The 23,914-nt window shown below is 48.8% G+C and carries 22 protein-coding genes; 13 read left to right on the top strand and 9 right to left on the bottom strand.

Annotated features, from left to right (window positions below; genetic code table 11):
* Positions 1 to 115 precede the first annotated feature (115 nt).
* A complete protein-coding gene (locus H6G89_RS25690) occupies positions 116 to 559 on the bottom strand; it encodes an NUDIX hydrolase (protein WP_190511903.1) in 444 nt (147 codons plus the stop codon).
* Between the two features lie 23 nt (positions 560 to 582).
* Positions 583 to 1,032 carry a DUF3531 family protein gene (locus H6G89_RS25685; RefSeq protein ID WP_190511901.1) on the bottom strand — a complete coding sequence of 150 codons (450 nt, stop codon included), beginning with the start codon at positions 1,030 to 1,032 and terminating at the stop codon, positions 583 to 585.
* A gap of 142 nt (positions 1,033 to 1,174) precedes the next feature.
* Between H6G89_RS25685 and H6G89_RS25680 the strand changes: the two genes are divergently transcribed.
* The 4 genes from H6G89_RS25680 (at position 1,175) to H6G89_RS25665 (ending at position 4,472) form a co-directional block, all read left to right on the top strand.
* The gene (locus H6G89_RS25680) at positions 1,175 to 1,450 is read left to right on the top strand and encodes a hypothetical protein (RefSeq protein WP_190511948.1); all 276 of its coding nucleotides are present in this window, start codon (positions 1,175 to 1,177) and stop codon (positions 1,448 to 1,450) included.
* Between the two features lie 19 nt (positions 1,451 to 1,469).
* Positions 1,470 to 2,498 carry an ABC transporter ATP-binding protein gene (locus H6G89_RS25675; protein ID WP_190511899.1) on the top strand — a complete coding sequence of 343 codons (1,029 nt, stop codon included), beginning with the start codon at positions 1,470 to 1,472 and terminating at the stop codon, positions 2,496 to 2,498.
* A complete protein-coding gene (locus H6G89_RS25670; RefSeq protein ID WP_190511897.1) occupies positions 2,499 to 3,299 on the top strand; it encodes an ABC transporter permease in 801 nt (266 codons plus the stop codon). It abuts the gene before it with no gap.
* Positions 3,300 to 3,647: 348 nt separating this feature from the next.
* Complete coding sequence (locus tag H6G89_RS25665) at positions 3,648 to 4,472, top strand: glutathione S-transferase family protein (RefSeq protein WP_309230097.1); 825 nt, start codon at positions 3,648 to 3,650, stop codon at positions 4,470 to 4,472.
* A gap of 140 nt (positions 4,473 to 4,612) precedes the next feature.
* Here the strand turns inward: H6G89_RS25665 and menB are convergent, their stop codons facing one another.
* The 3 genes from menB to menD form a co-directional block, all read right to left on the bottom strand.
* Positions 4,613 to 5,446, bottom strand: coding sequence for a 1,4-dihydroxy-2-naphthoyl-CoA synthase (gene menB / locus H6G89_RS25660; RefSeq protein WP_190511895.1), 834 nt, complete (start codon positions 5,444 to 5,446; stop codon positions 4,613 to 4,615).
* Positions 5,447 to 5,521: 75 nt separating this feature from the next.
* The gene (locus H6G89_RS25655) at positions 5,522 to 6,130 is read right to left on the bottom strand and encodes a TerB family tellurite resistance protein (protein ID WP_190511893.1); all 609 of its coding nucleotides are present in this window, start codon (positions 6,128 to 6,130) and stop codon (positions 5,522 to 5,524) included.
* A 176-nt stretch (positions 6,131 to 6,306) separates the two neighbouring features.
* Entirely contained in the window at positions 6,307 to 8,184 is a 1,878-nt protein-coding gene (menD, locus tag H6G89_RS25650) for a 2-succinyl-5-enolpyruvyl-6-hydroxy-3-cyclohexene-1-carboxylic-acid synthase (protein WP_190511891.1), read from the bottom strand.
* Positions 8,185 to 8,307: 123 nt separating this feature from the next.
* Between menD and H6G89_RS25645 the strand changes: the two genes are divergently transcribed.
* From H6G89_RS25645 to H6G89_RS25620, 6 genes are all read left to right on the top strand, one after another.
* Positions 8,308 to 9,864, top strand: a complete 1,557-nt coding sequence (locus H6G89_RS25645) for a sulfatase (protein WP_190511889.1) — start codon at positions 8,308 to 8,310, stop codon at positions 9,862 to 9,864.
* A 109-nt stretch (positions 9,865 to 9,973) separates the two neighbouring features.
* Complete coding sequence (gene lgt, locus H6G89_RS25640) at positions 9,974 to 10,861, top strand: prolipoprotein diacylglyceryl transferase (protein ID WP_190511881.1); 888 nt, start codon at positions 9,974 to 9,976, stop codon at positions 10,859 to 10,861.
* A gap of 127 nt (positions 10,862 to 10,988) precedes the next feature.
* Positions 10,989 to 12,380: an alkaline phosphatase family protein gene (locus H6G89_RS25635; protein WP_190511880.1), complete on the top strand. Its 1,392-nt coding sequence runs from the start codon at positions 10,989 to 10,991 to the stop codon at positions 12,378 to 12,380.
* Positions 12,381 to 12,777: 397 nt separating this feature from the next.
* Positions 12,778 to 12,957, top strand: coding sequence for a DUF4278 domain-containing protein (locus tag H6G89_RS25630; protein ID WP_190511870.1), 180 nt, complete (start codon positions 12,778 to 12,780; stop codon positions 12,955 to 12,957).
* Between the two features lie 411 nt (positions 12,958 to 13,368).
* Positions 13,369 to 13,914, top strand: a complete 546-nt coding sequence (locus tag H6G89_RS25625) for a hypothetical protein (protein WP_190511867.1) — start codon at positions 13,369 to 13,371, stop codon at positions 13,912 to 13,914.
* A 163-nt stretch (positions 13,915 to 14,077) separates the two neighbouring features.
* On the top strand, positions 14,078 to 14,368 hold the full coding sequence (locus tag H6G89_RS25620; RefSeq protein WP_190511866.1) for a nucleotidyltransferase family protein: 291 nt from the start codon (positions 14,078 to 14,080) through the stop codon (positions 14,366 to 14,368).
* 291 nt (positions 14,369 to 14,659) lie between these two features.
* Here the strand turns inward: H6G89_RS25620 and H6G89_RS25615 are convergent, their stop codons facing one another.
* From H6G89_RS25615 to H6G89_RS25605, 3 genes are all read right to left on the bottom strand, one after another.
* Positions 14,660 to 15,307 carry a hypothetical protein gene (locus H6G89_RS25615; protein WP_190511864.1) on the bottom strand — a complete coding sequence of 216 codons (648 nt, stop codon included), beginning with the start codon at positions 15,305 to 15,307 and terminating at the stop codon, positions 14,660 to 14,662.
* Positions 15,304 to 16,848 carry an AAA family ATPase gene (locus H6G89_RS25610; protein ID WP_190511862.1) on the bottom strand — a complete coding sequence of 515 codons (1,545 nt, stop codon included), beginning with the start codon at positions 16,846 to 16,848 and terminating at the stop codon, positions 15,304 to 15,306. The genes H6G89_RS25615 and H6G89_RS25610 overlap by 4 nt, the downstream gene beginning before the upstream one ends.
* Positions 16,849 to 17,011: 163 nt before the next feature.
* Positions 17,012 to 19,771, bottom strand: a complete 2,760-nt coding sequence (locus H6G89_RS25605; protein ID WP_190511860.1) for an AAA family ATPase — start codon at positions 19,769 to 19,771, stop codon at positions 17,012 to 17,014.
* Between the two features lie 201 nt (positions 19,772 to 19,972).
* Between H6G89_RS25605 and H6G89_RS25600 the strand changes: the two genes are divergently transcribed.
* Positions 19,973 to 20,338: a hypothetical protein gene (locus H6G89_RS25600; protein WP_190511858.1), complete on the top strand. Its 366-nt coding sequence runs from the start codon at positions 19,973 to 19,975 to the stop codon at positions 20,336 to 20,338.
* Between the two features lie 181 nt (positions 20,339 to 20,519).
* Here H6G89_RS25600 and H6G89_RS25595 read toward each other — a convergent pair whose 3' ends face one another.
* Positions 20,520 to 21,476, bottom strand: coding sequence for a class I SAM-dependent methyltransferase (locus tag H6G89_RS25595; RefSeq protein ID WP_190511856.1), 957 nt, complete (start codon positions 21,474 to 21,476; stop codon positions 20,520 to 20,522).
* Between the two features lie 219 nt (positions 21,477 to 21,695).
* Between H6G89_RS25595 and H6G89_RS25590 the strand changes: the two genes are divergently transcribed.
* Both H6G89_RS25590 and H6G89_RS25585 read left to right on the top strand, forming a co-directional pair.
* Positions 21,696 to 22,901, top strand: a complete 1,206-nt coding sequence (locus H6G89_RS25590) for an FAD-dependent hydroxylase (protein ID WP_190511854.1) — start codon at positions 21,696 to 21,698, stop codon at positions 22,899 to 22,901.
* 52 nt (positions 22,902 to 22,953) lie between these two features.
* On the top strand, positions 22,954 to 23,898 hold the full coding sequence (locus tag H6G89_RS25585) for an AraC family transcriptional regulator (RefSeq protein ID WP_199336923.1): 945 nt from the start codon (positions 22,954 to 22,956) through the stop codon (positions 23,896 to 23,898).
* The last annotated feature ends 16 nt before the right edge of the window (positions 23,899 to 23,914 follow it).

Here is a 23,914-nt window from a genome sequence, read left to right as displayed (position 1 = left end):
GGGGAGTGGTGGTTAAAATCGCAGCTACCAGAACAAAACCTGCCTACGCAGGTTCAAAACCTCAGTCTGCGTCGGCGGACTTCGATCGGATAGCCGCGAATTCATTCGTCCGGCTCTAACCCAAATTGACGTTAACGTAGCTCAGAAATCCTTCAGGCACGAGGCGCAGTTCCCTGGACTTGAAACGCTGGATATCAACCCAAAGAGCTATTTTGGAGCGATCGCCCTCCTGAAACACAAACCGCTCTGACTGATAAAATTTAGAATCGGCAAAATCGCAACGGTAGAGTTGGATTAACTCGTGCCCCGGCGCGCCATCAAATTCAAATAGATTTTCGAGGCAACCCAAATAATGAATATTGGTTAGCTCTGCCTGGATCTCTTCTTGAAATTCCCGCTGCAACGCCTTCAGGCTGGTTTCTCCAAAATCTACACCCCCGCCCAACGCTCGATAAAATGTCGTCTGCTTAGTGGGGTCATACCCTTCTGAGAGGAATAAGCGATCGCCATCTTGAATCAAACCGAGAGTCAATACACGAATTTTGGGGGGATAGGGCATAGGAGTGGAGATCATTCACAGAATTAATTTTGGTCAGCGTAGGCAGATTGCCGACTGGCGGGCGTTTGCCAATCGTCATTTTGACCACCGATAATGAGCCGCTCGATGCTGACATACTCTTTGCTGAGTTGTTTGAAGGCATTGATCAGCATATCCAGGGCGATCGCATCACAGGTGCCCAGGTCAAACCAACAGCGTGCCCAGTTGCCTTCAAACTCGATTTCACCCATGTTGTGCATCAATGACAGCATACTATTGTCTGCTGCGGTGTCATCGTAGGTGAGGTAGCTGATATCTAAGCCAGTCTCCTGCACCTGAAGGTTTTCAGCATTAAATGACCCCAGCTTACCCAGGAAGAACCAGGAGTCAAACACTTCCTCAATATATTGACGCTCCATCGGTGACGGCACAGTGCTGAACTCTAGCCAGATCCAGAGGTCAAAGAAGTCGCACTCTCGAAACTCAACGTGCATAAGGGGTCATCGGGTAATAAAGACACTGAATCTCCAGCATATCGCAAGGAGAAAAGCTGAAGGACTGAGGATGAAGAAGCTATAGGAGCAAAACCGCCTACGTCGGTTCGGCAAACCTGGTCAGGGCAGTGGTCAATGGTTAATGGTCAATAATGAATGGTTAATGGTTAGTGGTCAATGGTCAGTGGTCAATGGTCAGTGGTCAATGGTCAGTGGTCAGTGGTCAATGGTTAGTGGTCAACAGTTAATAGTTAATGGTCAATGGTTAACAGTCAATACCATGATTCTCACTCTCTCGCTCTCTCATGCTCCCACTCCTACTTCCCCACTCCTTTACTCTCCTAATCCCTATACCCTCCCACTCTCCCTACTCCCCCTCTCTGTGCTACGGTGGCTATGCGCTATCTTCATGAGATGAAGGGACGTTGAGGAGAATCATGATTGAAGTCGAGCACCTCAGCAAAATTTATGGCTCCACAACCGCCATTGAGGATGTCAATTTCTCGGTGGAAAAAGGGGAGATTTTGGGCTTTTTGGGACCTAATGGAGCCGGAAAGACAACCACTATGCGGATTCTGACGGGCTATCTGCCTGCAACTCAGGGGACTGCCCGGATTGCGGGATTTGATGTGCATGAGAATTCGATGGCAGTGCGGCAACGAATTGGCTATCTCCCGGAAACTCCCCCGTTGTATCCAGAGATGACAGTTGAAGGGTTTTTGCACTTTGTGGCTCGCATCAAGGGAGTGTCGGCAGGCGATCGCCCTAATCGAGTGCAGTCCGCATTGAGCCGCTGCAACCTGGAAGAGAAGCGGCATGTGTTGATTCGTAAGTTGTCGAAGGGATTTCGGCAACGGGTGGGTATTGCTCAGGCGATCGTCCACGATCCCCCAGCGATTATTTTGGATGAACCGACGGTGGGTCTTGATCCCCGACAAATTATTGATGTTCGTAATCTGATTAAAAGTCTGGCAGGCGATCACACGATCATTCTCTCGACGCACATTTTGCCGGAGGTCAGTATGACCTGTAACCGTGTCACGATCATCAATCAGGGTCGGGTGGTTGCGACGAATACGCCCGACCAGTTGGTGGCTCAGTTAGCGGGTGGTTTGCGCTATGAGCTAGAGGTTGAGGGACATGTGGACACTGTGCAGGAACGGCTCCACAATCTGCCGGGAATGCAATCGCTCAAAACAACCCCGTTAACCGAAGAGGATGTCACGAGCCGATACAAAATCACAATGGAGTTGGCTCCGGGATCTGACCCTGGTCGAGATATCGCGGCGATCGTCGTTGGTGCAGGGTTAGGTCTGTATGAAATGCGGCGCACTCAGGTCAGCTTAGAGGATGTCTTTTTGCAGCTTACGACCGAAGAAAAAGTTGTGGCAACGACATCTTCAGAATTTGCAGAGCCTGCGGAATTAGAACTGGACGAAGAACCATCAGACGGAGAGGCAGCATAGATGAAAGTCATTCTGGCAAACATCGTGGCGATTTATCGCAAGGAACTGCAAAGCTATTTTGCATCGCCCTTTGCCTACGTGATCGCAGGCGTGTTTTGGCTGTTGAGCGGATTTTTCTTTGTCGCCATTCTGCTGGGTCCCGATGGCGTGATTGCTCAGGTTGCTACCCGTGACCAACTGGGGATCACCGATCCTCCGATTGATGTGCCCTATCAGTTCCTCAGCGTGTATTTGGGCGTGATTGGCTCCTTTACGCTGTTTATGTTGCCGATGCTGTCGATGGGGTTGTACTCCGAAGAGCGCAAGCGTGGCACGTTGGAACTGCTCGCGACTTCACCTGTCACCAACTGGGTGGTGGCAGTGGGCAAACTGCTGGGGGTCTTGACCTTTTTTGTCACGATGGTGATCCCCTTGATGGTGTACGAGGCGATCGCTCTGTCTGCCTCTGATCCCCCCATTCAAATGACAGTGATGCTGCTGGGTCATGCGGGGTTGGTTTTGATGGCAGCAGCAGTGCTGTCTCTGGGAATGTTTGTCTCGTCGTTGACTGATAGCACAATCCTGGCAGCGATTCTGACCTTTGGACTAATGCTGTTCTTGTGGGTGGTTGATGTGATCGCCAATGCCCTCAGTGGACCTGTGGGTGAGGCACTGGCGCATCTATCGCTGCTCAAGCACTACACCAACCTGGTGCAGGGCGTCTTGGACACAGGCAGTGTTGCCCTGCTCTTGAGCTATGTTGTGCTGGGGTTGTTTCTCACGGCTCAATCAGTTGAGGCATTGCGTTATCAGCGATCGTGAAAGTTGGTCAATGGTCAATAGTAATTTAGTCAATGGTCAATAGTGAGTTGTTCATCGCATCAGATCCCCGATTTCTTGTTGAGCGACCTCAAAGGGGGCTAATTTCCATCACAGAAACTGGAGATCTGGGGAAAATTTGCCCATCGGGTCATTGCCCATCAACCATTAACTATTGACGATTAACCATTGACTATTGACGATTAACCATTAACTATTGACGATTAACCATTGACTATTGACGATTAACCATTGACTATTGACACCACTATTCACATTGGCTGAATTTCATAGCTTAGACAGATGAAATTTAACCAGAGTTGGCTATTGTTCAAGTAGCGAAGTTTTATATTGCCTACTTGCAAGTCGCTGATCCACATCATTGAGGTCATCATGTTGGAGCTTTATCAGTTTGAACTGTCACACTACTGCGAAAAGGTGCGGTTCATTTTGGATTACAAAGAACTGCCCTATCGCAAGATTGAAGTCACCCCTGGCATTGGACAGTTAGATGTATATCGCATGTCAGGACAGCGGCAAGTGCCTGTGTTGAAGGATGGGGCAACGGTGATTGCTGACTCAACGGCGATCGCTGAATATCTGGACAAAACCTATCCCGACAAACCCATCATTCCGTCTGATCCCAAGCTGCGAGGGCTAACCCTGATCATGGAGCAGTGGGCGGATGAGTCAATCGGGATCAATGCTCGTCAGTGTTTGCTGAGTGCGATCGGGCGGAATGCCGATCTCCGCAAGTCAGTTTTGCCCAGCAACACCCCTGATTTCTTGCGAAATTTGGTAGGAACTGACTTTCTAGCCGGTTTAGGGATTGGGCTGCCTGATCCAACCAAATCAGCCCAAGATACGATGAAACATGACCTTGCCTCGCTGTGCTTCATCCTGCAAGAGCAACCCTATCTGGTAACAGACCAGCCCACGCTGGCAGACTTTTCAGTTGCCGCGATGACAATGTATGTCAAATTTCCTGAGGGACCCTACCTCGACCTGCCAGCAGGCTTAAAAGGCAAAGGCACTCCCGGTATCGCGGATGTAGGGATGTTTGAGCCATTCTTCACCTGGCGCGATCGCCTCTATGCTGATTACCGCAAAGCCTCATCCACCATGCCATCGTCGAGCACATCCAGTTCTGGGCCCACCTCGATCAACATCGACTGATGGGGGAAAGGATAAAGGATGAAGGATAAAGGATGAACCGTTAGACCTTCACTTCTATGGAAGGTCAGTCAAGTTGACAGCCTTACCAGGAAGTCGGGGATTTGCCTTTTATCCTTTATCGTTCATCCTTCAGCCTTCTCTCACGGCAGCCAGGGATATTGCCGGAAGTCGGGCTTGCGCTTTTCTAAAAAGGCTTGTTTGCCTTCGGCTCCTTCTTCCGTCATGTAATAGAGCAACGTGGCGTTGCCCGCCAGTTCTTGCAATCCGGCTTGACCGTCACAATCGGCGTTAAATGCCGCTTTGAGACAACGAATGGCGATCGGGCTTTTCTCCAGGATTTCACTTGCCCACTGGATGCCCTCAGCTTCAAGTTGGTTAACAGGCACGACACAATTCACCAAGCCCATGTCTAACGCTTGTTGGGCGTCATATTGGCGGCAGAGATACCAGATCTCTCTCGCCTTTTTTTGTCCAACGATGCGAGCGAGATAGCTGGCACCAAACCCACCGTCAAAACTGCCAACTTTGGGGCCTGTCTGCCCAAAAATAGCATTATCAGCGGCGATCGTCAGGTCACAGACGATATGCAGCACATGTCCACCCCCGATCGCATAGCCTGCCACCAGCGCAATCACCACTTTAGGCATCGAGCGAATTAACCGTTGCAAATCCAGCACATTGAGTCGGGGCACACCGCTCTCATCCACATAGCCTGCCTGTCCCCGGACACTCTGATCGCCCCCGGCACAAAAGGCATATTTGCCGTCGGTGTGCGGGCCTGCACCTGTCAGCAATACAACACCAATGCGGGTGTCTTCTCTGGCGTTAGTGAATGCGTCGTAGAGTTCAACAATGGTTTTAGGGCGAAAGGCGTTGCGCTTGTGGGGACGATTAATCGTGATTTTGGCAATGCCATCAGCTTTGTGGTAAAGGATGTCTTCGTAGGTTTTTGCAACCTGCCAGTCAATCTGCATAACAAAGAAGAGATTTAAGTAATGTTGGGTGAGTTGCTAAGCAACTCACCCAACATTACCATTCAGGTTTTTCTTCTATTCGGGCGACAAGACGGCAAGGACACTCTTAGCGAAATTGACGCACACAATATCCAGAGATTCAAACAGTGATGGATTGAGGAGAGCTTTGACCTCTTCCAACGCCTCTGAGTCAGAGGGATCGTGATGTACAAAACCCGCTTCTAACACCTCAATGTGGTGAACTGGAACCTCAAGCCGATGGGCGATCGCCTGTAAGTACAACCGCTCCCGCATATCAACCTCACCATCGGCAGCAGCAGTCTCATATCCCAGGCTCAGCATCAATAGCCGCTCTGACACAGATAGAGGGGCAGCTAAGGCAGAGAGATACTGGGGGTTGAGATACATTTGATACTCCTCAACCCCTTCAATAATTTTTTGCATCAAAGGATGAATACTACTCCCTGGAGGAATAAAGGCATTCAACAAGGTTTTGAGATGCTGTTCTTCATCATCGGTAATCGATCGATCGATCGCAACCACCCCGGACAAAACTGTAATCAATGCTGCCAAAAATAGGACTGTAGAATTTGGACTTTGGGAGTCAACATCTTGCCCAGTAATTTTGGATACGAGAGTCAACCCATCAAGACCAGCCCGTACTTCTTCCATTGATAGAATCATAATTTGTCCATAACACTGTGACGGTTACTTGGCGTTTTGTCAACAGGATGTTATACCAACTTAAATTTGAGCTTGCGTAGAATCAACTTTTGTGTAATAGAGGGTTTGAACCCCTGATTCTTGAAGCCTTACAACGAATTGGTATTGGCTTAAAAACATCGATCCAAAAACAATGTTTAGCTCAATATATCGCTGTTTAACAAAGGCATTTCTCTGGCAAATTGAGCAAAGAAATGCTGTCGCCATTGAGCATCTTTTGTTCGATGCGTACCAATTTCCAGAACTCGAACTCCTTTATCCGGAAGTGGATTCAAATAAGCAGATAATTGATCCCAATCTTTAATTTGTTGATATTCCACTTCATAGGCTGCACATAATTGAGCGATATTAATGTGTTGTGGAGTGACAAAAAATTCTTCAAAAGGAGGATTAAATTGGGCGATCGGTAACATCCCAAAAATGCCACCACCGTTGTTATTCACTAACAAAATAGTAAGATGACCCACTAGAGATTTCGTTAACAAAAATCCATTAGTGTCGTGTAGTAATGCCAGATCTCCTGTTAACAGCACACTGCTCTGATTGCGATGGGCAACACCAAGTGCGGTGGATAACGTTCCATCGATGCCATTTGCTCCTCGATTAAACCAGGGTTGAATGGCAGAGGAACGGGGACACCAAAACCACTCCACATCTCTCACTGGCATACTATTTGAGATAAATAGGGGAGTCTCATCGGGTAAGCACCGAGACAGCAACCAGGCAACTTTGCTTTCAGTCAGTTCCTCGGTTTGACTCAAGGTTTGGTCGATGCGATCGCGAACGTAGACCTCTGCCCGACACCAGGCTTGTAGATAGGAGGCTGTTTTTGGGGCTTGAGCCAGATTAGACCTGTTTGCGGGGTTTAATGTAGCCGCAACAAGTGACTCGATCGCCACAGGTAAGTGAATGGTTTGCAGATGCAGTGGGTCTAGATTACGGTCGCCCAGATCCACAACCCATTGTCTCGGTTGGGTTGCGACCAGCCATTCGCGTAACCGTTTGCTGGTCGGCATTTCCCCAATCCGGATGACAATCTCTGGGGTAAGCTGTTTTGCCCATGCCTCGTTTCGCAGGATCAGGTCATAGGTCGAGATCAGGTAAGGGTTCAAATCGGCGTAGTTGCGGACGGGTGACAAGCCCTCTGCCAGAACAGGAAAACCCAGGGTTTTAGCGAGATGGGCGATCGCCTCGCAGTAGAGTTTGGGCGATCGCGGTTGAGCAACTCCGGCAATGATGATGCCCCGTTGGGTGTGGAGCCAGTCGGGGGGAATGGGGAGTGAGGGAATGAGGGAATGAGGGAGAGCGATTAATCGCGTCTGTACTGAAGGGCTGGGTGGGAATTGATTTGATCGCGTCTGTGCTGGTAGGAATTGATTGAATTGTGCCTGCACCGAAGGGGGTTGGATGAAGTCGAAGAAGTGGGCAGGAAACTGGTCGGCAAATGCCTGGGCTTCGGGTTGGGGGGTGGGGGCAAGGGGATCACGAAAGGGCAGGTTGAGGTGGACGACTCCGGGAATGGGATGGAGCGATCGCCCCCAGGCGTGAATCAGGGTTTGCCGCAGGTAAGCCAGTTGACTCAGTTCGAGCGAGGGGATAGACAGTTCGCTGTACCAGTTGGGGAATGTGCCGTATAGTTTTTGCTGGTCGATGGTCTGCCCTGAGTTGCAGGCTCGCAGTTCTGGGGGGCGATCGGCGGTAAGGATGAGCAGTGGCACTCGGCTCTCGTTGGCTTCGATCACAGCGGGATAAAAGTTGGCTCCTGCTGTGCCAGAGGTACACACCAAAACGGTAGGAATCCCTGTGCGACGGGCTAAACCCAATGCAAAGAAAGCGGCTGACCGTTCATCCAGCACTGGAATTGCCTCAATCTGGGGGTGTTGGGCAAAGGCAACGGCTAACGGAGCAGAGCGAGAACCGGGGCAAATAATAGCGGTGTGGAGTCCCAATCGATGCAGCGTTTCAACTAGAACGGACGCCCAAATCGAGTTGGTATTGCTGAAGTTTACAGACATCTCTGGAGAGCCATACAGTAGGAACACTAAACTTGTTACCCTAATGAGTAACGTTGGTCGTCCTCATACCCACACTAACGTGAAGGCTTAGCAAGACACAGTTCGCAAGCGAGGAAGTATCTCATGTCCATTCGGCGTCCAGATATTGTGTTTTTGGTGCTTGACACGCAGAGGAGCGATCGCCTCTCCTGTTACGGCTATTCCAAACCCACGTCTCCAAACCTGGATGCCTTTGCAGCAGATGCGACGTTGTTCCGCAATGCCATTTCCGCTGCCCAGTGGACGGTGCCCTCCCATGCTTCCATGTTTACCGGGCTTTATCCCTCTGCCCACCAGGTGTTGCAGTCCTACTCCGTCCTCCCTGCTCACATTAACACTTTGGCTGAACGCTTGAGTGCGGGCGGCTATTTCACCGCTGGGTTTTGCAATAACCCGTTAGTAGGTGTGATTAACAACGGCTTGCGGCGCGGCTTCTACAGTTTCCTCAACTACAGTGGCTTACTCACCTCGCGTCCTAACCAGGCAGGCATCTCGTCTGGGTTGCTGGGTCGCTATCGCCAGGTGTTTAAGCGAGTGCTGGCGGGTGCGCTAGACAAGGTGCAAGATTCCTTTGCCCGTTCAGAATTGTTGCTGGCATTCTCCTTTACACCGCTGATGGTGCCCATCTGGCAAACGGCACTCAGTTTTAAGGGCAATACCGCTAAGTCGCTAGATGACGCGGCACGGTTATTGATTGACCGACGTGGACTGGAGAGCGATCGCCCCATTTTTACCTTCATCAACTTAATGGGCACTCACATGCCCTACCATCCACCGCGTCCTTATATTGAGCGGTTTGCTCCCCATGTTCTGCGTGACAAAGAATCGCAACACTACTTGCGACGCTTTAACGGCGATATCTACGGCTGGTTAGCCCCTCTAGCAGGTGCGTTAGATGAGCGACAAAAAGCCACGTTAGACGGCATGTACGATGCAGAAGTTGCCTATCAGGATGATCAAATTGGGCTGTTTTTGCGGCGTTTGCAAGAGAGCGGTGCATTGGATAATACGATGATTGTTATTTGCTCTGACCACGGGGAGCATTTAGGTGAAAAACAGTTCATTGGTCACTCGATCTCGCTCTATAACGAGTTAGTTCAGGTTCCTCTGATCATTCGTGATCCGGGTGAAAACTTACCGCAAGGCAGCATTCGCAGCGATGTTGTGTCCACCCGTTGTCTGTTCCATACGATGTTGTCTACTGCCGGATTAGCAGATGCGATCGAGGAGATGTCTTCTCTGGCACGTCTTCCAGCCAACGATTTGGAAGGGCATGTCTTCTCAGAGGCAATTCCTCCCCAAAATGTGGTGAATTTGCTCTACAAACGGCAACCGGAATTGGTGTTGTCTCATGCCTGCGACCAACCGCGACGGGCAATTTGGTTAGGCAGTCACAAGCTAATTGAAACGGGGCAATCGTCGGAGGCGTTAGCTCGGTTAGAGCTCTACGATTTCCTCAACGATCCTTACGAGAGTATGAATTTGACTGACATTCTGCCGGAGAATGTTGAGGTCTTGCAAGAATGTTTGCAACTGTTTGCCGGACAATCGACAACAGTGCTGTCAGACGAGCGAGCACCGGGATTTGATGACCCTGAAGTGCAACGTCGCCTCAGAGACTTAGGCTATTTAGAAGATTAGTCGTGCAGCAAGGATGAAAGATAAAGGCTGTAAGGATAAAAACTAGCCTTGAGCCTATTTTGATCTTTTATCCCTGATCCTTTTCATCCTTCATTTTTCATCCTTCTCTATGTACCCCCCTGTTGATCCCACTATCAAAATTGATCTGGGCTTTAGAACTTTTGAACTGCACTGGTATGGGCTGTTGATGGCGACGGCTGTGCTTGTCGGCTCCCAAATCGCTAGCTCTGAGGTAGAACGCCGAGGACAAAAGAGTGATGACTTCTGGGATATGTTGATCTGGGTGCTGATCCCCGGTTTTATTGGGGCGCGGCTCTATTACGTCTTCATTCAGTCGCCCCGTGGAGAGGGTGGCTTAATGCATTACCTGGGGAATCCAGCGAGTATTTTCAAAATTTGGGAGGGTGGCATTCATATCTTTGGGGGATTTATCTTTGGCGCGATCGCCCTTTTCCTCTACACCCGTATCAAGCGATTGCCGGGGCTCGTGTTTCTGGATGCGATCGCTCTGGGTCTGCCGTTAGCCCAAGCCATTGGACGGTGGGGTAACTTTATTAACCAGGAGTTGTATGGACCCCCAACCACGTTACCATGGGGGCTGAGAATTGATTGCGATCGCCGCCTTCCTCCCTACAACAATGGCTGTGATCCCAGGCTTCCCGTTGATCCCAACACAGAGGTTTATCCCCTCGACACCACCTATTTTCAGCCCCTATTTCTCTATGAGTCCCTCTGGAACTTTATCGGCTTTGGGCTACTGTTCTGGATTTCCCGCCGCTTTAAGCATCAACTTAAAGATGGCGACCTCACTCTGCTGTATCTCATCTGGTATCCGCTAGGACGCTTCTTCATTGAATTTCTCCGCACTGACTCCTGGTTCTTCCCCGGAACTCCCTTCAACGTCGTTCACATCCTCAGTGCGATCGCCATCCTTGCGGCTGGGGTTGTTCTTTATATTCGTCACCGAGACAATTCGCCACGACAGGTAGAGGAGTAGAGGGGGCAATGAGTGAAGGCTTACGCCACGCTTCGCAAGGGAGTTATAGAGTGATGGAGATACTCTACTCCCCCACTCCTCTACCCCCCTACTCCCCACTCCCCATTCCCCACTCCCTCTCTTCTTTATGTCTCCCACTCCTCGCCTCATCATCATTGGTCTAGACTGCATGGAACCCTCCCTTGTCTTTGACCAGTGGCGCAACGATCTCCCCAACCTATCTCGCCTCATGACCCTGGGCACCTATGGCAAGCTGGAGAGCAGTATCCCAGCGATCACCGTGCCTGCCTGGAGTTGCATGATGAGTGGGCGTGACCCTGGCGAGTTGGGGATTTATGGCTTTCGTAATCGCGCCGATCGCACCTATGGCAAAATGGCGATCGCCGATGGTCGAGCGGTTAAGTTTCCACGCTTGTGGGATATTTTGGGCGAAGCGGGCTGGAAGGTCGCCGTTCTCAGCGTTCCTGGTACGTCCCCACCTTATGCAGTGAATGGTTCCCTGGTGTCCTGCTTCTTAACGCCCAACACCGAGGCTCCCTACACTCATCCACCGGAGTTAGCCGAGCAGATTACCGCCTGGATGCCCGACTTCCTGCTGGATGTGCCCCACTTCCGATCTGATGAAAAAGACCGCATCCTCAAAAATATCTACAGCCTGTGCGATCAACGCTTTACGCTAGCTGAGAAGCTACTAGCACAAGACTCACCCGACTTTTTGATGTTAGTCGATATGGGAGTCGATCGCATTCATCACTCCTTCTGGAAACCCATGGACCCGCGTCATCCACAATATGAACCGGGTTCACCTTACGCCAATGCCATCCACGACTACTACTGTCATGTCGATCGCCGGGTGGGAGAGTTACTCGCACAATGCAGTGACGAAACGGCTGTGCTAGTCGTCTCAGATCACGGCGCACGACCCTTGATGGGTGGCATTTGCATCAATGAATGGTTAATCAAGGAGGGCTACCTCACCCTTAAAGAAACTCCCAGTGAACCTAAATCGCTGGATGAGATTGAGGTCGATTGGAGCCGCACCAAAGCCTGGGGGGCAGGAGGCTATTACGGACGCATCTTCTTGAATGTGAAGGGACGAGAACCGCAGGGCGTGATCCCCATCGCGGAGTATGAGAAGGAGCGATCGCAGCTTGCAGAAAAAATTGCCACGATCCCTGATCCAAATGGGCAACCGTTAAATAATCGCGTATTTAAGCCGCAGCAGATTTACCAGAAAGTGCGGGGTGTTGCTCCAGACCTGATTGCCTATTTTGAAGAACTGGCGTGGCGATCGGTTGGCACGGTCGGTAGTGGTGCGCTGCACACATTGGATAATGACACCGGACCCGATGATGCAAACCATGCCCCTTTTGGGCTAATGATCTTCCACGATCCCAAAAATCCTAAAAACGGACAACAGCTTGAAGGAGCACAGCTCTACGACATTTTGCCCACGTTGCTTTCACGCTATGAGATCAAACCTCCGGTTGGGCTCAGAGGTAAAGTCTTACCAGTGTAGAGGGGCAGGCAAAAGACAGAGAGATTTGAAAAACCATGCGTAGCCGTAGCCACATTCGATGGGGCGGAGACGAGTCAGGAAGCTTGCTCAGTATCAGGGTTTGAGCCATTGCCTGTGCCTTAAGCTTTCTGACCAAAGCTATAGCGATCGCCAAAACCGTTAGGATATTGAATTTGAGCCCTGCCGAGAGAGACGCGATTCATCGCGTCTGTCCTGTTGAGTGCCTTGTCTGAACGGAGGTGACTAGGGCTATATATATGTGAGTGAAATCACTGCATCGTGAGAATACTTATCACTTTTATCGAGTGTGACAATCACAAAATTGGCTGCGTAAGTAAAGAAATAAGAGGTGAAGTTTCTATTAACAAGGAAATTTACTTCTGCAAGGAGATCACTTATGCAACTGTCTTACCGAGGTATCCCCTATCAATCTGAAGCTCATGCTCCACAAATTAGCGAAGGCGAAGTCGTGGGCAAATATCGTGGTTTACCTGCTCAAATTGGCTCATCAGACATCGTTCCCAATCAAGTTTCAACCCTGCGCTATCGGGGAGTCTTTTATCTCCGTGGTCGTTAGCTCATGTTTTGTGGGGCGTTCTGCAAAACGCCCTACTGCATGAATTACCTGGTTTCAACGTTAGTGCAACTTCGTTCCAAATCCATTTTCTCTGAGTGTTATTTAGATCACCCGATTGGATGAGTCCGAGGAATGATGTGCTACCGTCCTTCACACTCTATTGTTAGGTATATCCATGAAATCTATATTTTTGATTCTGGAATTTAACAATCCTTAGTTGTAGTTCTACACACAAGACTTTCGCTTCGTTCGAGAACGGTTTGCATAAGCTTAATCACTTATGACGAGATGTTTCAAGAATATGTAAAGTCTTATCCTCAGTTGAACAGGGATGAACAGTCCTCTGTAGAGTGAGATCAGTATAAATATTCAACTTATTTTTAATTGCTTATTGTGTGTGAGGTAAGGTTCATGACGCTACATTCTTTAACTCGTATCTTCCCATCGCGGTATTCCCTATTTCGGTCATTAGAAAAACCGTTGGCTGGTTTGTTCGTTGCGATCGGTCTGATGGGTGTAGCCGCTCCACACTCTGCTACTTACGCCATCGAAGCACCGACAACTGCAAATCATGTTGCAACCCAGGTGGCTCAAGCTTCTGCTCAAACCTTGGCGGATGGAGTGTACCTCTACGGTCAAGCGACTGAGCCGGAGCAAATTGGCTCTGCTTACATGGTGTTTGAAGTTAACCAAAATCAAGTGGTTGGGGCATTCTATATGCCATACTCCTCATTTGATTGTTTCCGAGGCGAGTTTCAAAGCGATCGCCTTGCCCTCAATGTAGTTGATAGCTACGAACAAACCGTAAATCCCTACTCGATCGCCCTGGAGTCAAACGGTTCTGTCGCCTCAACTGGAGAAGCGATCGCCCCTGTTGGGCTAGAAGGCTTTAATCGCCTTGAAGGGTTGAGCGACAACGATCGCCGTATTCTCGCAACCTGTCAGGCAGATCAGTAGATAAAGTAGCAGTCAATCGTCATTTGATCAGGTTTGAACGTTCCTTGAGCCTGATGAAGTAGTTAGCCTTGCATTGTAATGTTGGTGAGGTGCTTAGTGTCCTGCTACCGTTACAGTGCATTACGATAATGACTATCCTCCCCTAAACTGCGAGGCTTCCCTCATGCAGCGCGATACAGTTCTCTCAACCCTTAAGCAACATCAGACTGAGTTGAAAAGTTTAGGTGTGCGATCGCTAGCATTGTTTGGTTCTGTAGCGCGAGACGAAGCAACCTCTACCAGTGACGTTGACATCTTGGTTGAGTTTGAACCCCCAATCACCTTCGACCGCTACATGGATGTCAAGCTTTATCTTGAGGATCATCTAGGCAGCAAAGTTGATTTAGTTAGTCGGAAATCACTCAAACCTCAAATCCGAACCTTGATAGAGCAAGAGATGATTCATGTCCCATGATTTTCAGCTTTATTTAGCGTCAATTCGGTTAAAGAGCCTTGGCAAATGAATTCGCAGCTATAAGAACGAAGTACACCTTCGTAAATTATCAGAAATCAGGAGCAGGTTCAACTAACGCAGATTAATTTTGCTTCCATAGCTGTGGTTTTAGCCGCTAAAATTCTTGTCCGAACTCAGGTTATATAGATTTAGAGAGATTCAATTGTATGGAAGCATCAAGAGAAAACGCTCACCGAATTCTCGCAATCCGACAGCTAACTAAATCTTTGATTTCTGTTTAATTTTAGTGCGTTAATTGGTATACCATCCCTGCTGATTAATAGTATTTTGCAATTCAGTCTCCAAAGCTATAAATGCTGATAGAGCACGTAATGGACTGAAGTCATCAATTAACTCTGAGACTCGATGGATGCAGTCGCTTACTCGGAATCCTTTTAGTCTTCTTGAGGATAGCTCACTAGCTTGACGAAGTAGCTCGTGAAGAACGTTTTTCGGATCAGGTATATGCTCAAGCTTCTTAACATCTGGAAGTTGCAATGCAATGTTGCCATTTGGATTAGATGCTGCCTTACGCAAGGCAGAAACATCAAACAACAGCCATGCTTCTGTCATACGAACTGGCACAACACAAACTGTTGGAACTGAAATAGAGGGAGTGACTTGGGCAATGGCTGTGAGAATTTCATCTACACGAGTCTCATGAGACTCCCTTTCAGCATCACGGTGAATGAATAAAAGCTCACATGGATATAACTCTAAGCTTAATTTGATCCTCTTTTCAAAAGTATCTTTTAGTGATTTATCGAAACGACGCAAATCTGCCCACTGAGGTTGGATAGCACAATCATGAAGGTGAACATGTAATAACCAATCAAGAATAGGAATAAGTGCTCGATCTGAGCTACCGTCAGATAGCAAAGTATAACGAAGTTCTATCATCGCTGTTCCCCAGAAAAGCCCGGCAGTAGAAGTTGAAGGTCTTCCCTATCTACAACTCGACGCTTTTTAGATTTCGTCAGCTTTGTTTTTGAGGAATCTGTATCATCTCCATTACTGTCAAATTCCAAATCCTCATTAGGAACCGGATTGAGATATTCAAGAAGTTCGCCTTTTGAAACGATGTTTGTGTCACTGGAATTTGGATCTTTGAGTTGTCGCCAAGTATTAGGAAGGTAGCCAAAACAAACCCGTTTAAAGCGTTGACCTGAACGTATTGTTTGCCTCAATTCAGCTATTAGAAGGCTATCTTCAGGTACTTGCATAACAACTGCTGGTGAGTGGGTATTAATAATTACCTGACGTAAAGGATTATCCAGCCCAACTGCTTCATTTGTGTCGGTTGCGATATCTTGAAGAAGTTGAAGAATCTTTGGGATTCTTCCTGGATGAATCCCGTTTTCTGGTTCTTCAAGGCACAGAAGACCTTGAGCTTCTGGGTCTAGCGCGAGTACTGCTAATGCTAGAAATCGCATCGTTCCATCTGAAAGTGCTTTAGCTGGATGGGAGGTCCCGTCCCGGCTTGTCACCATTAAAGTGAGAAGTTCACGCCGATCATCACGGTCAACCCACACTTTATCCACATCGTTAATCAAGGTTGCTAAACGGTTTGCAATTTCGTAATAAACTTGGTTGTTTATATCATCATTCAACTGCCTATTTTTATTTCTTTTCAGTCGTGCAAGGTGATAGAGCGTTGCAGCTAAATGTGAACCATCTGTTTCCAGTTTAGTAGGGGCAGTGAATTCATCAGGTTGTCTTAAAGAGGATGGTTCTAATTGAAGCAACCGCCAAGATTGCATTTCTCGTCGAGCCATCAAAGCAGTTGGACTTTCAGCAGCATTAGTGACGGATAAAACTGTACGAGGAAGGTTGATTGCTGATCGGGCAAGAGGTCTACCACTACTGCCACCATCCTGATGAAGCTTGATAATTTTATTAGAATCCTCACCTTCTGTGGAAATAAAGTAAGGTACCCTTCGCTCTCCTATTACTGCTGTTTTTCGCCAAGTAGTAGACTTGTTTGGAAACAATAAATGTTTAGCTGCATCTCCGCGATTAATATGAACTAATTCTTCTTTAAGAATTTCTAAGGCTCCCAGTGACCGAAGACTGTTATCAGCACGATAAGCGAGCTGAATAGAGTAACGTAAAAAAGTAATACTTGCTTTTGCCTTTTGTCCTAAATCATCCTCTCCCTCTGCTGGTACAATCATCTCTGCTTCAAAAGACATTTCATCAGCGTAAGTATTACCTACTCGATGAAATAGGCTCCGTATGTCCCCTGTTTTTCCTTCTTCATCTCTAACAGACAAAGCAGCTTCAATCAAAGGCAAATCTGCTAATGCACTTAGAAATCTAATAGCATCAAAAAGGTTGGACTTACCAACTCCATTTGCCCCAGCAATACAGGTAAAAGCTCCAAATCGCACATCTACATCGACGAGATTTTTAAAGCCAGAAACCTTCAGTCGGGTCAGCATTATGAATCCTTCCAAATCAGTCTTTTTAAAAGAATTATACGTTTACAAGTGTTTAGTGTTTGCTTGCAATTCATTTTAGTTCTATTGAAAAGGCGGTTAGATAGGAAAGTTTTAAATATTTCCCTAATAACGGTTTATTACTGCTACCAATAATTAACTTCTTTTATTCCCGCTGTACGAGAATGACGTTTTCTGTCACCTTCTCGAAGGTGTCATCGTGGCTAATGACGAATAGTTGACGGAAGGTTCTGATGTTGGCGATCGCCTCTGCCAATGATTCTCGACGGGGACGATCCATGTTGGTGGTGGGTTCGTCAAAGAAGGCGATATCAATATCAGCCAGGACACGCAGCAGGGCGAGGCGCACTGCCAGTGCAGCACACATTTGTTCACCGCCAGAAAGGTTGATGAATCGTCGGGTGTGTGCTCCTTCCTGCACGATGATTTCGTAGTCGCGAGTCCATTCCAGAGCAACGTTGGGTCGGTTCATCAGCTCCCGGAATAGCTTGTCGGCTTCGTGGGAGATGTTTTGCACATAGCGTTCTGTAATTCGAGGACCCGCTTTTTTGTAGGCATCGCGGGCAAATTTGATGAAGCGTTTGTTGCGCTCGGCTTGCTTGAGTTCAAGTTGGGTGCGATCGCGCTCTTCAGCGATCGCCTTCAAGTGGGTCAACTGTTGCTCTAACTCGGCTAATAACTTGCGTTGTTGGGGCAGGCTACCCTGGATGCGATCGACCTGGCTGCGAGTTTCGGCATAAGCCGTTTCAACCTGTTGCCAATGTTGCGGGTCGTAGTTTTGCTGAAGCTGATCGTATTCGGCGGTGAGAGTTTGCTGATGGGCTTGCAACTGTTGCACCTGGGCGATCGCTGTTTGCCATTCTGCGATCCGTTGCGGCAGGCTAGCGGCATCCTTTTGATATTGCACATAGGTCAAATGGCTGGATTGATTGACCTGCCGTAGTTGCTTTTGCTGCTCGATACGGTCGTCTAAATCAGCAAATTGCTCAAGGTTGCTGTCTAAGTCAGCGATCGCCTGCTGAATCGAGGCTTGAATTTGTTGAAGTTGGGCGTACTGCGCTTGAATCTGGGCTTGTTGCTGTAACTGTTGGGTTAAGAGGTGCTGACGACTGCGGGGATCGCCCAGTTGGGTCAGTTGTTGATTCAGGTGCGATCGCCGTTCTTGCCAACCTGCCTCAGTTGAGAGCATTCCTTCCAATTGCTGAATGCGGGTTTGCAGTTGAGCAATGTCCTGGTTGAGTTGGGTCTGCTGCTCTAGCTTAGTGTTTAAGCTGGCATATTCGGCTTGATGGCGATAAGCGGCTTCGAGTTTGAGCTTGAGGTCGTAGGACTGCTGCTTTAACTTGGCGACGGAGGTTTGCTCCGACAGATCTGCCAGAATTTCCTGCAACGCCTGTAATAACTCGCTGTTGAGGTCAACCCCAGCTTGAATGGCTGCTAACGCCGAATCGACAGAATGGGTCGCTAATAACGGCACACTGGCTTGCATCTGCTGCAAGATGGCTAACGCTTCCTTTGCTTGAGTATGGTGGCGATCGCGCTTGTCTTGCGCTATCTGAACTAACTGCCGCAGATCGGCTTCAAATTGCTTAGCCGCTTCGATGCGACTCAACTGCTCTTGCAGGCGATCGCGTTTGTGTTCCCATTCCTCAATCTGATCGACCGTGTCGGCTAAGCTCTGGAGTCGCTCGATGTCCTTGGCTAGGCGGGTTCCGTCCGTTTGAGCTTTAGTCAGTTGTTTGGCGATGGTTTGCTGCTCTAATCGACAGGTTTGTAGTTGTTGCAGATGATCAGCGATCGCAGCTTGTTGCTGCTCCAACTCGACCTGCTGTTGAAGGAGGGGTTGTAGTTGGGCAATCTCGGCTTCTGCTCGTTGCAAACCCTCTAACTGCACGGTGAGACGAGTTAATTCGGTATGACGGTCTGATAAGAGCTTGTGTTGCTTTTCGCGCTGTTTTAATAGCGTTTGACGTTGCTTGGTTTGGCGATCGCACTCTTGCAAAGCCGCCTCAGCCTGTAAAAACGCTTGATATCCAGCTTGATGCGTCTCACAAATGGCAACCGCTTGTTTTGCCCGCTCAACTGCCTCTTCTAAGATATGGCTTGTCCGCTGTTGACCCTCAATTTGAGCGGTGACCTGTTTTAACTGCGCTTCTAATTGTTGAATCTGTTGTACTTGTGTTGCCAGTGCTGTTTTTTCGGCGTGCAGCTTCGCTAATTCAAGCTGTAAAGTTTGCAGTTTTGTCTCATCCTGGGTGATCTCTGCCTGCAACTCTGTGTGTCTTTGGTGAACTACCTCCCAGTTAGAGAGGTCTTCGGTGTACTTCGCGATCGCCTGTTCTAACTGCTCAACTTGAGCTTCGCTGTAGGTCTTGAGCGAACCCAATTTGGCGTAAACTTGCTTGTATTCTTCAACTTTAAGAACAGCATCAAATACTTTTTTGCGGTTCTCAGTTGTTTCTAAAAAAGCAGCTGTAAACGTTCCTTGGGGAACACCGATCGTATTCGCAAAGAGTTTTCCCAAATCAGTTCCGGGTGCGACTCCCAGGTGTTGCCGCAACCAGGGCATAACCTCCTCGTCAATGTGTTTGTAGTCTAGCCGCTGATCGAGCTGTGGGTCATAAATGGTGTAGCCCTTGGTGGTGCATCGTTGAACGCTGTAGGTGCGCCCATCTCGACTCGACACAAACGACACACTGGCTTGAGCACTACTCGCCCCATTGCGAATCATGTCCTCATTTTTGTAGGCACCCCTGTAGTTAAACAGCGTCCAGGCGATCGCCTCTAAAATGCTGGTTTTGCCCGCTCCGTTTTCTCCACAAATGGCGTTTGTGCCCAGTTGAAAGAGGAAGTGGCGATCGCTGTGAGATTTGAAGTTTTTGAGGGTGACAGAGAGAATTTCCATGCAGCTTAATGGATTTTGGCAGATGGGTAAATCGCCACTTGAGAAATACCCGGTGCAAATTCGCTGATATCGAGTATCCTGCCAGTTATAAGGCGATCCAAGAAATAGGGTTCACCAATTTCAGATCTCCTTAACTTTTCTCTTGGGAAAAGGGAATTCAAGCAGTAACATTTGTACTATTAAAGCACCAATCGCGAGTGGATGCTGATTGGAAGTGGATTCTTCATTATGGTTTTGGCGATCGCGGAGTGGTTTCTGTTTTTTCAAGGGGTTGATTTGCCCATACCCCTGTTTGTAGCGGCGGGGCTGTTATTGGCAGTCGCGTCCAATCGTGGCAAGCGGATTAACCTGCCGTGGCGATCGCCCCACGCCCCTTCGTTGCAGTCCTCTAGGCCCAAGTCTGCGGTGCAACATACTCAAAAAGTGCAGCCGCAACAGACAACGGTGAAAGTGATCCCTGACCCAACCCCGGTTCAACCCCCCCGGCGCAGCCCCGAATTGCCGAAATTTAATCTGCCGACCTCGGTGCAGAAACCAATTTCCTTCAAAATCCGTAAACCGGATTAACGTAACACGATTCCTTGCGTCATTGTCTAAGAGCTAATTTATAAAGTAAATATTAAGGTCTAGAACAGTTGATATTGCTTGATCCTTCCTTACCCCCCTTGAAAACGGGGGGAACCCGGCAAGAGACTGAAGTCCCCCTTAAAAAGGGGGATTTAGGGGGATCGAAAACTTTGTTTATGCATCAGCTATGATTTCTAATTTTTTGAATCACCACTTGATGAGATTGCAGCAAGATTTTGATTTTGCTGTCAAAGACATCGAGAAATGCATTGATGCCGATATCAGTTCGGTAATTGGGATTGCGGAGGGGGAAGTCGTAATCATCAAAAATGAGGATGCCATTCTCCTTTAATAAACCCCAACATAGCACTGCATCTATTAACACATCGCTGGGTTCATGGGAGCCATCAATATAGATGAAATCGTAGGTATCAAAAGGAAGCGATCGCAATACGATTTGAGATTCTCCGACCACTTTTTTGACTTTAGAAGCAGCCCCAGTTTTGGCAATATTGCTATCAAATCGGGCTTCGATCGATTGGATGTAATGGTCATCCATTCCTTGATATTCCCCACCTCCCGCGAAGGTGTCAACACAGGTGATTGAGACAGATGCATCGGTTAAGACGCGATCGAGTAACCAACAGGTGGCTCGTCCCTCCCAGGAACCCACTTCCAAAAAAGCCAGATTGGGCTGTCCAATAAACGGATGTAGATATTCCTGCCAAATGAGGAGATTTCGGCTAAACCAATCCTGTGTAAATTGATAGTTTTTAGCACGAACTTCAGCATCATATTGTTGTCTTGAAAGCTCTAGTTTGGCAGGTTCAAATGTCTCATCCTGTTCTAATGCTTGTTGTAAATAACGAGTACTTTGCTCTGCGTTTCCTTGTTTTGCAACAACCAGTGCCAGATTGAAATAAACTTTCGCGATCTCAAGTCGAGGCAATGGGGGTGTGACATTGAGGATGTATTCAAAATTTTGAACGGCTTGATCGAATTGTCCCTGCTGAAAAAATGTAATCCCCAGATCGTTGTAAGCACGCACTAAGCGATCGCGATTTTCTAGAATCAGTTCGTAATCGCTAACTGCTCGATCGAGTGCAGCATGATCAACGTTTTCAGGGGTATTACTCATATAAGTTCAAACCAATGTTTAGGAATAACTAACGTTCAGGACTAACTAACGTTCAGGGCAAACCAATTTTCAGGGGGCAAGTCAAACAATGGCAACCCCTTTCAAGACACTCCCCCAAACCCAGGATGAATCCGGATAGTCAAGCTTGATCCTGTTGAGCGATCGCGTCAGAATAAAAGTAGAAGTACCTAGAGGCTCTCTCTAAATTTTAATGGTGGGATGATGGCATTAGATTACGATGTGGCGATCGCAGGGGGTGGCATTGTCGGGCTAACACTGGCGTGTGCGTTGCAACATACGGGTTTGCGGATTGCATTGATTGAGGCAAAGCCCCGGGAAGTCAGTCTCAAGCATCGAAGAGCCTATCACATCACCCTGATGTCGAGCCGTATCTTCAGTGGATTGGGTGTGTGGGATGCGATTCTGCCACACATTACTACGTTTCGCCAGATTCGCCTTGCCGATGAGTTTCATCCTGCGGTGGTGAATTTGCACCCACAGGATTTGGGGACTCCGGCGTTGGGCTATGTCGCGGAACATCACGTTCTTCTCAAAGCCCTGTACGATCGCCTGGAGCAAGCGACGAACGTCGATTGGTTGTGCCCGGCTGAAGTACTTGAGGCAGACTATCGCCCTGAATCTGTGCAGTTGACTGTTGGTGTTGCTGGAACCGAACGCCGCATCACAGCCCGGTTGCTAGTTGCAGCCGATGGATCGCGATCGCCCCTGCGTCAACAAGCAGGGATTGACACCCATGGTTGGCAATATTGGCAGTCGTGCATTACAGCCGTCATTCGCCCGGAAAAACCACACGGAGACATTGCCCGCGAGCACTTCTGGACGAGTGGTCCCTTTGCCACTCTGCCATTGCCTGACAACCGTGCTCAGATTGTGTTAACGGCTCCCCACGCCGAAGCCAAAGCCTGGATGGCAGTGGATAACGAGCAGTTTTTGGCTGAGTTAAATCGCCGCTACGATGGGCAGTTGGGGCGTTTGGTGTTGGAGGGCGATCGCCTCCTGTTCCCGGTGCAACTGATGCAGAGCGATCGCTATGTACGTCCTCGATTGGCACTGGTGGGTGATGCGGCGCACTGTTGCCATCCGGTGGGTGGGCAGGGTCTAAACATGGGGATTCGTGATGTGGCAGCCCTGGCAGATGTGCTCAAAACGGCTCTGCAACGGCAGGAAGATCTGGGTAGTTTGCGAGTCCTGAAACGCTATGAAGGTTGGCGCAAACTGGAAAACCTCACCATTTTGGGCTTTACCGACTTTCTCGATCGCTGCTTCTCAAATCAGTGGTTGCCGTTGGTTATCCTGCGGCGATTGGGCTTGCGTGTGATGCGATCGGTGCGTCCGTTGCGGTTTATCGCTCTCCGTCTGATGACAGGACTCATGGGACGTACCCCGGCTCTGGCAAAACGTTGATCAGGCAGAAGGTAAAGGAAAAAGAGATAGTTGCCCATCTTCACTCCATTGGATGAATGCAGTTTTGTCGTCCTGTGAAAGGATCGACATCGAGGGTGAGGCACATTCTCCAAGACTTGGTTCTCAAACCGATGGGGGCACCAACTGCAAGATGGAAAAACAACGAGAACAGGTCAAATTTTGGCGATGGCGCAGTTCCTCAAATCATGAGTTGTCTCAGGAACACGATGTTGAGTTGCTGCGTGCCCGTTACATCACCCATTCCTTTGGTCGCCACACCCACGACACCTTTGCCATTGGTGTGATTCAGCAAGGGGCAGAAGAGTTTGACTATCGGGGAGAAACCCATGTGGCGATCGCGGGTACGATTGCCATGATTAACCCCGGTGAGGTGCACACAGGGCACGCCGCCACGGATGTAGGTTGGACCTATCGAATGTTGTATCCTGACGTGCGGTTGCTGCAACAGGCCGCTTCACAACTCGCGGATCATGATGCCAGCATTCCCTACTTCCCCAATCCAGTGGTGCAGGATGAATATCTGACTGGGTTGATGCTGCGACTGCATGTGGCTCTAGAGGAACAGGCTCCTCAGTTGGAACAGGACTCCCGTTTTTTATGGACATTTAGCCAATTGGTTTGGCGGCATGGGGGCGATCGCCCTACCCTCAAAGCGATCGGCAATGAATCCCGTGCCATTCAAATCGCACGAGAATATTTGGAAACCCACTACACCGAAAATGTGAGCCTCGAAACGCTAGCGGCGATCGCTCACCTTAGCCCGTTTCATCTACTCCGCACCTTCCGCAAACAGGTCGGTTTGCCACCTCACGAATATCTCAACCAGGTTCGCTTTCGGCAGGCAAAGAAATTACTGGTGCAGGGACAACCCATTCGTGAAGTCGCCCATGTCACAGGTTTTGCGGATCAGAGCCACCTCACCCGCCAATTTAAGCGGATGATTGGGGTCACACCGGGGCAATATCGATCGCCATAAAAAAGAGATAGGATGC

It is taken from the genome of Oscillatoria sp. FACHB-1407 (assembly GCF_014697545.1).
In the GTDB taxonomy this organism is placed as follows: Bacteria; Cyanobacteriota; Cyanobacteriia; order Elainellales; family Elainellaceae; genus FACHB-1407.
Note: the sequence above shows the minus strand (reverse complement) of the source record. Positions and strands in the feature narration are given on the sequence as shown.

Bases quoted from the DNA above. Each gene is read 5' to 3' on its own strand.
- lgt (WP_190511881.1), top strand. From the start codon at position 9,974: ATGTACCCCCCTGTTGATCCCACTATCAAAATTGATCTGGGCTTTAGA.
- H6G89_RS25645 (WP_190511889.1), top strand. From the start codon at position 8,308: ATGTCCATTCGGCGTCCAGATATTGTGTTTTTGGTGCTTGACACGCAG.
- H6G89_RS25685 (WP_190511901.1), bottom strand. From the start codon at position 1,032: ATGCACGTTGAGTTTCGAGAGTGCGACTTCTTTGACCTCTGGATCTGG.
- H6G89_RS25615 (WP_190511864.1), bottom strand. From the start codon at position 15,307: ATGATAGAACTTCGTTATACTTTGCTATCTGACGGTAGCTCAGATCGA.
- H6G89_RS25600 (WP_190511858.1), top strand. From the start codon at position 19,973: ATGCTGATTGGAAGTGGATTCTTCATTATGGTTTTGGCGATCGCGGAG.
- H6G89_RS25675 (WP_190511899.1), top strand. From the start codon at position 1,470: ATGATTGAAGTCGAGCACCTCAGCAAAATTTATGGCTCCACAACCGCC.
- H6G89_RS25625 (WP_190511867.1), top strand. From the start codon at position 13,369: ATGACGCTACATTCTTTAACTCGTATCTTCCCATCGCGGTATTCCCTA.
- menD (WP_190511891.1), bottom strand. From the start codon at position 8,184: ATGTCTGTAAACTTCAGCAATACCAACTCGATTTGGGCGTCCGTTCTA.
- H6G89_RS25680 (WP_190511948.1), top strand. From the start codon at position 1,175: ATGGTCAATAATGAATGGTTAATGGTTAGTGGTCAATGGTCAGTGGTC.
- H6G89_RS25630 (WP_190511870.1), top strand. From the start codon at position 12,778: ATGCAACTGTCTTACCGAGGTATCCCCTATCAATCTGAAGCTCATGCT.
- H6G89_RS25585 (WP_199336923.1), top strand. From the start codon at position 22,954: ATGAATGCAGTTTTGTCGTCCTGTGAAAGGATCGACATCGAGGGTGAG.
- H6G89_RS25605 (WP_190511860.1), bottom strand. From the start codon at position 19,771: ATGGAAATTCTCTCTGTCACCCTCAAAAACTTCAAATCTCACAGCGAT.
- H6G89_RS25670 (WP_190511897.1), top strand. From the start codon at position 2,499: ATGAAAGTCATTCTGGCAAACATCGTGGCGATTTATCGCAAGGAACTG.
- H6G89_RS25690 (WP_190511903.1), bottom strand. From the start codon at position 559: ATGCCCTATCCCCCCAAAATTCGTGTATTGACTCTCGGTTTGATTCAA.
- menB (WP_190511895.1), bottom strand. From the start codon at position 5,446: ATGCAGATTGACTGGCAGGTTGCAAAAACCTACGAAGACATCCTTTAC.
- H6G89_RS25610 (WP_190511862.1), bottom strand. From the start codon at position 16,848: ATGCTGACCCGACTGAAGGTTTCTGGCTTTAAAAATCTCGTCGATGTA.
- H6G89_RS25590 (WP_190511854.1), top strand. From the start codon at position 21,696: ATGATGGCATTAGATTACGATGTGGCGATCGCAGGGGGTGGCATTGTC.
- H6G89_RS25635 (WP_190511880.1), top strand. From the start codon at position 10,989: ATGTCTCCCACTCCTCGCCTCATCATCATTGGTCTAGACTGCATGGAA.
- H6G89_RS25620 (WP_190511866.1), top strand. From the start codon at position 14,078: ATGCAGCGCGATACAGTTCTCTCAACCCTTAAGCAACATCAGACTGAG.
- H6G89_RS25595 (WP_190511856.1), bottom strand. From the start codon at position 21,476: ATGAGTAATACCCCTGAAAACGTTGATCATGCTGCACTCGATCGAGCA.
- H6G89_RS25655 (WP_190511893.1), bottom strand. From the start codon at position 6,130: ATGATTCTATCAATGGAAGAAGTACGGGCTGGTCTTGATGGGTTGACT.